Raw genomic sequence first — 6,977 nt, forward strand, 5'->3', positions numbered from 1 at the left:
TGGAACCACGAAAAATGGTCACCAGCCTTTTTTCGTGGAGAGACTTGCACGCCAGACTAATCTTCGGTAAGATAGTTCATGTTGTAAATAGTAATGATTACTATTTAGATAGGAGGAAGACTGGTGAGAAGAAATAAGTATTGGCTGGGCGTTGGTGGCCTGGTGGCGGTCCTGCTGGTGATCCTGGGACTATCGCTGGTTCCGTGGCGCACCATGCACCAGGCGCGGCGCCCCATCCGGGTGATCACCAGCCTGGACTTTTATGGTGAGGTGGCCCAGGAGGTTGCCGGTAAGTATGGCCAGGTGACGGCGCTGATTAATAATGCCTCAATTGATCCGCACGATTACCAGCCCGGCACTGCCCAGGCGCAGAAGATGGCGCAGGCCAATGTGGTGATCCAAAATGGGCTCGGTTATGACCACTGGCTGACTAAGCTGACCCAGTCGGCGGGCAGCAAAAGTTACACCGTTGTCGATGTCGGCAGTCAGGTGGCCAACAAGCATTCGGGTGACAATGAGCACGTCTGGTATGATCCCCAGACGATGGGGCGGCTAGCGGATACGCTGGCCAATCGTTACAGTAAGATTGACCCGCAGCACCGGGCCTATTACCAAAGCCGTGCTCGCCGGTACCATCGATCACTGGCTCCCCTCAATCGAGAAATTGCACAGGTCAAAGCTAACGTGGGCGATAAGCGCGCGGTCGCGGTCAGTGAACCGGTCTTTGACTACGCGTTGAATGCGCTGGGCTACCGGGTGATTGATGCCCACTTTGAGAAGGCAATTGAAGACGGCAACGATCCGTCGCCCCAGGATATCCAGGAGCTGCAGCAGGCGATTATCAATCACCAGATCGCGTTCTTCGTTGAGAATCGGCAGGCCAGCGATCATGTTATCGATAACATGGTTCGGTTGGCCCATAAACATGGTGTTCCAGTGTTGAAAGTGACGGAGACCAAACCAAACGGAGTCAGCTATGTGCAATGGATGTTGAACCAGTACCGGCAACTGGCCCGGATTCAGCAGGAAGGAGAATAGGATGGCAGTTGTATCAGTAGAGGATCTTAATGTGGCCTACGGGAACCACCAGGTCATTTCAGACCTGAGTTTTACGGTCAACGAAGGCGACTTCATGGTGGTGATTGGCGAAAATGGGGTCGGTAAAACCACCCTTGTACGGGCCTTGCTGGGCTTGATTAAGCCCCACAGCGGTGAGATCGACGTGCCCGCCAGCAATCTGATCGGCTATGTGCCGCAGTTTCGCAACATTGACGAGGAGTACCCGCTCTCGATCCGGGACTTTGTATCGCTAAACGTCAAGAAGACCGGCTTTCCCTGGTTGAGTAAAAAAGAGCGGGCCAAGGTCGACCGGATGATTCGGATGACGGATCTGACTGCCATTGCGGACCGTCCGCTGGGGCTGGCTTCCGGTGGGGAGAAACAGCGGGCCTACCTGGCACAGGCCCTGCTCCGCTCGCCCAAGCTGCTGATTCTCGACGAGTCAACGGCCAGTCTGGACAATGAGATGAAGTACGAGCTGCTTGACTTGGTGACGCGCTTCCAGCAGGAAAACCTGAGTGTGATGTTCATCACCCACGATTGGGACCTTGCTCGTCACTTCGGCACGCGGTACCTGCAGATGATGCCCAATGGTTATAGCGAGGGGCCGATCAATGAGCTCCCCGCGCCGGAAGAGTAGGGGGTGACAGAATGTTAACATTAGCTTTTATGCGGCATGCCTTCATTGCCAGCACCTTTATCGCGGTGGTCAGCGGAATTGTCGGGGTATTTGTGGTGGCACGGCAGCTGTCGTTTCTAACCCATACCCTATCTGAAATCGGCTTCGCGGGGGCCTCATTTGCGGTGTTTGCCGGCTGGCCGGCGTTGGACGGGATGATCCTGTTCACCATGCTCAGCTCGGTCCTGGTCGGCCAGATGAGTATCAAGGAGTCGCGGCGGGAGGCCGTGATCAGTGCGGTCTCGGCTCTCTTCATCGGGCTGGGAATCCTCTTCCTGTCGCTGAGCAGCCAGACTGCCAGCTCGGCCACCAGCATTCTCTTCGGGAGTGTCGTGGGGATCAGCGCCAATGAGGTTCACCAGCTGATCATTCTGTCGGCGGTGGTTCTGCTGATCACCCTGGCAGTCTACCGGCAGCTGAAATTCAGTTCCTTTGATCCGATCGGTGCCCGGGTGGCCGGGGTCAATGAAACTTTGATTTCAGTGATCTTCCTGCTCCTTCTGGCCCTGAGCGTCAGTGTGGCCGCTCAGATCGTGGGTTCACTCTTGATCTTCATCCTCCTGACCCTGCCGGCCGCCAGTGCCAAGTACTTCACTCACGGGGTCTGCAAGATGATCATCCTGGCGATCCTCTTCTCCCTGCTGGGCACCTGGCTGGGCCTTCTGCTGGGCTACCTGACCAACTGGCCGGTCAGCTTCTTCATCGCGGTGATTGAGGTTGTAATCTACGTGGTGGCCTTGGTTTATCAGAACTACTTTGTTGAAGCTAATTAACTAAGATAAGAGGTCGACGAATTCGTTCGCCGGCCTTTTTTGCACTAAATCTGGTACATTTAACAGCGTGCGAGGTTTTTAAAAATAGTTCAGCTAAACCCGAACATTTTATGTTAAAATTAACTGGAATTAATACTTTTTTGAAAGGCAGAGAAGAATGATGAAAGTACGTCGAAGTAACCGTTTGGTAGATATGACTCGTTACCTGATGGAACACCCCCGCACCTTGGTATCCCTGAAGTTCTTCAGTGAACGCTTCGGATCCGCAAAGTCTTCGATCAGTGAAGACTTAAGCATCGTCAAGCACACCTTCCATACCTGGGGAGAAGGCCGCCTTGAGACCATCCCCGGTGCCAGTGGCGGGGCAGTGCTGACGCCACTTTACTCCAAGGAGAACGCTCAAAAGGCGATCGACAACCTGGTCGCGGAAGTCAATGATGACTCACGCCTCCTGCCGGGCGGGTATGTCTACCTGTCTGACCTGATCGGCCGGCCGGATATCCTCCGGCAGGTGGGCCGCCTGATCGCTACTCAGTACGTTGATCAGGACGTGGACGTGATCATGACGGTCGAGACCAAGGGGATTCCGATTGCCCAGAGTGTGGCTATGTACATGAACAAGCCATTTGTGATTGTCCGCAACAGCTCCCACATCACGGAGGGACCAACCGTCAGTGTGAACTACGTCTCTGGTTCCGTGCAACGGATTAAGAAGATGGAGCTCTCCCGGCGGACCCTGTCGGCAGGGGCTAACGTGGTCGTGGTCGATGACTTCATGAAGGGCGGGGGCACCCTCAATGGGATGCACTCCCTGATCAAGGAATTTGACGCCCACCTGGTCGGGATGACTGTTTTAGCTGAGGGAAACGCCACGAATGGCAAGCGGCTGGTTGACAACTGCACCTCATTAATTAAAGTAGATGCTGAAGATGGCGAGACCAAGTCGATCACGGCCCGTCCCGGTAACTTCATGACAACAGTATTTGATTAGGAATGGAGAAAGATTAACGATGGCAAAACGTAACGCAATTATTTTGGCAGCTGGTAAGGGGACCCGGATGCGGTCCAAGCTCTACAAGGTCCTGCACCAGGTATGCGGTAAGACCATGGTGGACCATGTCCTGACGCAACTTGAAAAGGCCCACATTGAAAACATCATCACGGTAGTGGGCTTCGGTGCCAAGACCGTTGAGGAGAGCCTCGGTCACCGGACCCGCTATGTCCTGCAAAAGCAGCAACTTGGGACTGGTCACGCGGTTATGCAGACCAAGGATATTCTGGGCGACATCGATGGGGAAACCATCATTGTCAGTGGGGACACGCCGCTGTTCCGGGCCGAAACCTTTGAGAAGCTCTTCCAATACCATGAACAACGCCATGCTGCCGCTACGATCCTGACCTCCGTTGCCCCCGACCCGACTGGCTACGGCCGGATTATCCGCAACGATGTCGGCATCGTGGAACGGATCGTCGAACAAAAGGACGCTAACGTTCAGGAACAAGCAATCAAGGAAATCAACACCGGGGTTTACTGCTTCGATAACAAGAAGCTCTTCGCGGCCTTGGATAAGATCAACAACGACAACGCTCAGGGTGAATACTACCTGACCGACGTTATCGGGATCCTGAAGGGTGAAGACGAGATCGTCACGGCCTACAAGATGGCTGACTTTGACGAGTCCATGGGGGTTAACGACCGGGTTGCCCTCGCCCGGGCCAACAAGGTCATGCGCGATCGGATCAACAAGCACTGGATGCAAGAAGGGGTTTCCATGATCGACCCTGCTACCACCTACATCGATGCCGATGTTACCTTAGGCCGGGACACGGTTCTGGAAGGCAACGTGGTCCTCAAGGGCAAGACGGTGATCGGTAACGACTGCTACATCAGTGCGGGTTCCCGGATCATTGACTCTACGATCCACGACGGGGTTAAGATTACTTCCTCGACCCTGGAGAGTGCCGAGATGCACAACGGCAGTGACATCGGTCCAAACAGCCACCTGCGTCCGGATGCCGAGATCGGCGAAAACGTCCACATCGGTAACTTCTGTGAGGTCAAGAAGGCCTACATCGGCGAAGGGACCAAGGTTGGTCACCTGACCTACATCGGGAACGCTACGTTGGGCAAGAACATCAACGTCGGCTGCGGAGTTGTCTTTGTCAACTACGACGGAACCAACAAGCACCACACCAACGTCGGCGACCACGCCTTCATCGGCAGCAACAGCAACCTGGTTGCCCCAGTCAACATTGCTAAGGACGCCTTTATCGCAGCCGGCTCCACGATTACTGACAGCGTTGAACAATATGACATGGCGATCGCCCGGGCCCGGCAGGTCAACAAGAAGGATTACGCCAAGAAGCTACCATGGTAATCGCGGTTTTGCTTGCTTTTTAACAGGCGGCTCTATATGATAGAAAAGGATAGAACATATCTTTATTAATGAGCTAACCGTACGTCAGTAGCTATTTTATAAATTGCGGAGGATCTAATGACACAGCATTATTCTGACTCTAATTTAAAAATCTTTGCGTTAAATTCTAACCGCCCATTGGCTGAGAAGATTGCCGAACACGTCGGCGTCGAACTGGGAAAGTTATCCGTCGACCGGTTCAGCGATGGCGAAATTCAGATCAACATCGAAGAGAGTGTGCGGGGTGACAACGTCTACGTCATCCAATCCACCTCTGCGCCAGTCAACGACAACCTGATGGAATTGTTGATCATGGTGGATGCCCTGCGGCGGGCCAGTGCCAAGACCATTAACGTGGTTATGCCATACTATGGTTACGCACGGCAGGATCGGAAGGCACGGAGCCGGGAACCAATTACGGCTAAGCTGGTTGCCAATATGCTCCAAAACTCCGGGGTTGACCGGGTCATCGCCCTCGATCTGCACGCCGCTCAAATTCAAGGTTTCTTTGATATTCCAGTTGACCACCTGATGGGGGCACCGTTGTTGGCGGAATACTTCATCCGTGAAGGGGTTGCCGACGATGCCGTAGTGATCTCACCAGACCACGGTGGAGTGACCCGGGCCCGGGCATTGGCAGAATTCCTGAAGTCGCCAATTGCCATCATCGATAAGCGTCGTCCGCGTGCTAACGTTGCCCAGATTATGAACATTATCGGGAACGTTAAGGGGAAGAAGTGTATCATGATCGATGACATGATCGATACCGCCGGGACGATTACCCTCGGTGCTCAAGCGTTGATTGACGCTGGGGCCAAGGAAGTCTACGCCTCATGTACCCACGCGGTTCTTTCCGGTCCGGCCATTGAACGGCTGGATAAGTCACCGATTAAGGAAGTTGTTGTGACGGACTCCATTCAGTTGCCAGCCGAAAAGCAGATCAAGAAGATTAAGCAGGTTTCCGTTGCCCCATTGATCGCTGATGCCATCAAGCGGATCAACGAGAACCGGCCGGTCAGCCCTCTCTTCAAGCGGGTTTTCCAGAGTGCAGAATTAGAAAAGTAAGATGACAAACGACGTGATCGCTGAATGGCGGTCGCGTCGTTTTTAATCTGACCGGACTGGCCATTCATGATATAATATGAGTGAGTAGAATTATCCAGATCTGGTATTAGGGGAGGATTAACCATGAACAAGGTAGTAAAAAAGACAATTGTGGGGACAGCCGCACTAACGGTTTCCCTTCTGCTGGCGGCTTGTGGTCAGCAGAGTACGGCCAGCTCGCCGTCGAGCAGTTCGTCTTCTAAGGTTCGTTCCTCAGAAAATGAATCGACCAAAGCATACCGTTCTGCCAATCGCCTAATCCGTAATCATGACTACCAGGGAGCGGCTGACAAGCTGAGTGCAGTCAGCAACCGTTCCGGACAGGTCGATAAGCTGAACACCGACCTGCAGAATTATATGAGTGCCAAGTCCGCCTATGACAACGGCAACTATGATCAGGCCGCCGGCAACTTGAAGAATTTGAAGTCCACGAGTCCGGCAATGCGGGACGCATATGCAGACTTGCAGAATAAGATTACGAGTGCTAAGAAGAACGTTGCCAGTAGCGGTTCGGCAACCAGCACCAGCAGGAGCAGTGCTACTTCGACGGTTGCTAAGAATAGCAGCAGTCAAAGCAGTACAGCTGCCAATGCGAAGGTTGATAGCCAGACAAGCGACCAGGTAGTCACCCAGTTTGCCAACAAGATGGGCTTTATCGGCAACAAGGGGTATGAAATTATCCCGACGGCAAAGAATGGCAGTGTTTACCGGTTTGAAGTTCGGCAAAACAACCAGGATAACACGGTTGCCAGCATGATTGGTATCTACCAGTACAACAGTCAGACTGGTGCGGTTACTAAGCTGCAATAATAATTTCGCCAAACAGATAGAAGGATCCGGTATCGTGGTGTACCGGGTCCTTTTTGCAGTGCGCCCGGCATGGGTATTAGCTAGGCGGTGAAAGTCCGCTATGGGCCGTAGTAGTCGGAACCATGAGCTGAGGAC

General features: G+C 53.5%; 7 protein-coding genes. All 7 read left to right on the top strand.

The features are described 5' to 3' along the window. Positions 1 to 123: 123 nt before the first annotated feature. Positions 124 to 1,038, top strand: coding sequence for a metal ABC transporter solute-binding protein, Zn/Mn family (locus tag QOS10_RS05480; RefSeq protein ID WP_283594281.1), 915 nt, complete (start codon positions 124 to 126; stop codon positions 1,036 to 1,038). 1 nt (position 1,039) lies between these two features. Further along, positions 1,040 to 1,699 carry an ABC transporter ATP-binding protein gene (locus tag QOS10_RS05485; protein WP_283594283.1) on the top strand — a complete coding sequence of 220 codons (660 nt, stop codon included), beginning with the start codon at positions 1,040 to 1,042 and terminating at the stop codon, positions 1,697 to 1,699. Between the two features lie 11 nt (positions 1,700 to 1,710). Beyond that, positions 1,711 to 2,511, top strand: a complete 801-nt coding sequence (locus QOS10_RS05490; protein WP_283594284.1) for a metal ABC transporter permease — start codon at positions 1,711 to 1,713, stop codon at positions 2,509 to 2,511. A gap of 160 nt (positions 2,512 to 2,671) precedes the next feature. Beyond that, entirely contained in the window at positions 2,672 to 3,502 is an 831-nt protein-coding gene (purR, locus tag QOS10_RS05495) for a pur operon repressor (RefSeq protein ID WP_283594286.1), read from the top strand. Positions 3,503 to 3,521: 19 nt separating this feature from the next. Then, positions 3,522 to 4,889, top strand: a complete 1,368-nt coding sequence (gene glmU, locus QOS10_RS05500) for a bifunctional UDP-N-acetylglucosamine diphosphorylase/glucosamine-1-phosphate N-acetyltransferase GlmU (RefSeq protein WP_283594288.1) — start codon at positions 3,522 to 3,524, stop codon at positions 4,887 to 4,889. 117 nt (positions 4,890 to 5,006) lie between these two features. After that, positions 5,007 to 5,993 (top strand): ribose-phosphate diphosphokinase, encoded by a 987-nt coding sequence (locus tag QOS10_RS05505; RefSeq protein ID WP_283594289.1) that lies wholly within the window; start codon positions 5,007 to 5,009, stop codon positions 5,991 to 5,993. Positions 5,994 to 6,116: 123 nt separating this feature from the next. Continuing rightward, positions 6,117 to 6,842 (top strand): outer membrane protein assembly factor BamD, encoded by a 726-nt coding sequence (locus QOS10_RS05510; protein WP_283594290.1) that lies wholly within the window; start codon positions 6,117 to 6,119, stop codon positions 6,840 to 6,842. Positions 6,843 to 6,977 lie beyond the last annotated feature (135 nt).

Origin of the sequence: Limosilactobacillus galli (assembly GCF_947381495.1) — a bacterium.
In the GTDB taxonomy this organism is placed as follows: Bacteria; Bacillota; Bacilli; order Lactobacillales; family Lactobacillaceae; genus Limosilactobacillus; species Limosilactobacillus galli.

Coding starts and splice junctions, on each gene's coding strand:
- glmU (WP_283594288.1), top strand. CDS start 3,522: ATGGCAAAACGTAACGCAATTATTTTGGCAGCTGGTAAGGGGACCCGG.
- QOS10_RS05485 (WP_283594283.1), top strand. CDS start 1,040: ATGGCAGTTGTATCAGTAGAGGATCTTAATGTGGCCTACGGGAACCAC.
- QOS10_RS05505 (WP_283594289.1), top strand. CDS start 5,007: ATGACACAGCATTATTCTGACTCTAATTTAAAAATCTTTGCGTTAAAT.
- purR (WP_283594286.1), top strand. CDS start 2,672: ATGAAAGTACGTCGAAGTAACCGTTTGGTAGATATGACTCGTTACCTG.
- QOS10_RS05510 (WP_283594290.1), top strand. CDS start 6,117: ATGAACAAGGTAGTAAAAAAGACAATTGTGGGGACAGCCGCACTAACG.
- QOS10_RS05490 (WP_283594284.1), top strand. CDS start 1,711: ATGTTAACATTAGCTTTTATGCGGCATGCCTTCATTGCCAGCACCTTT.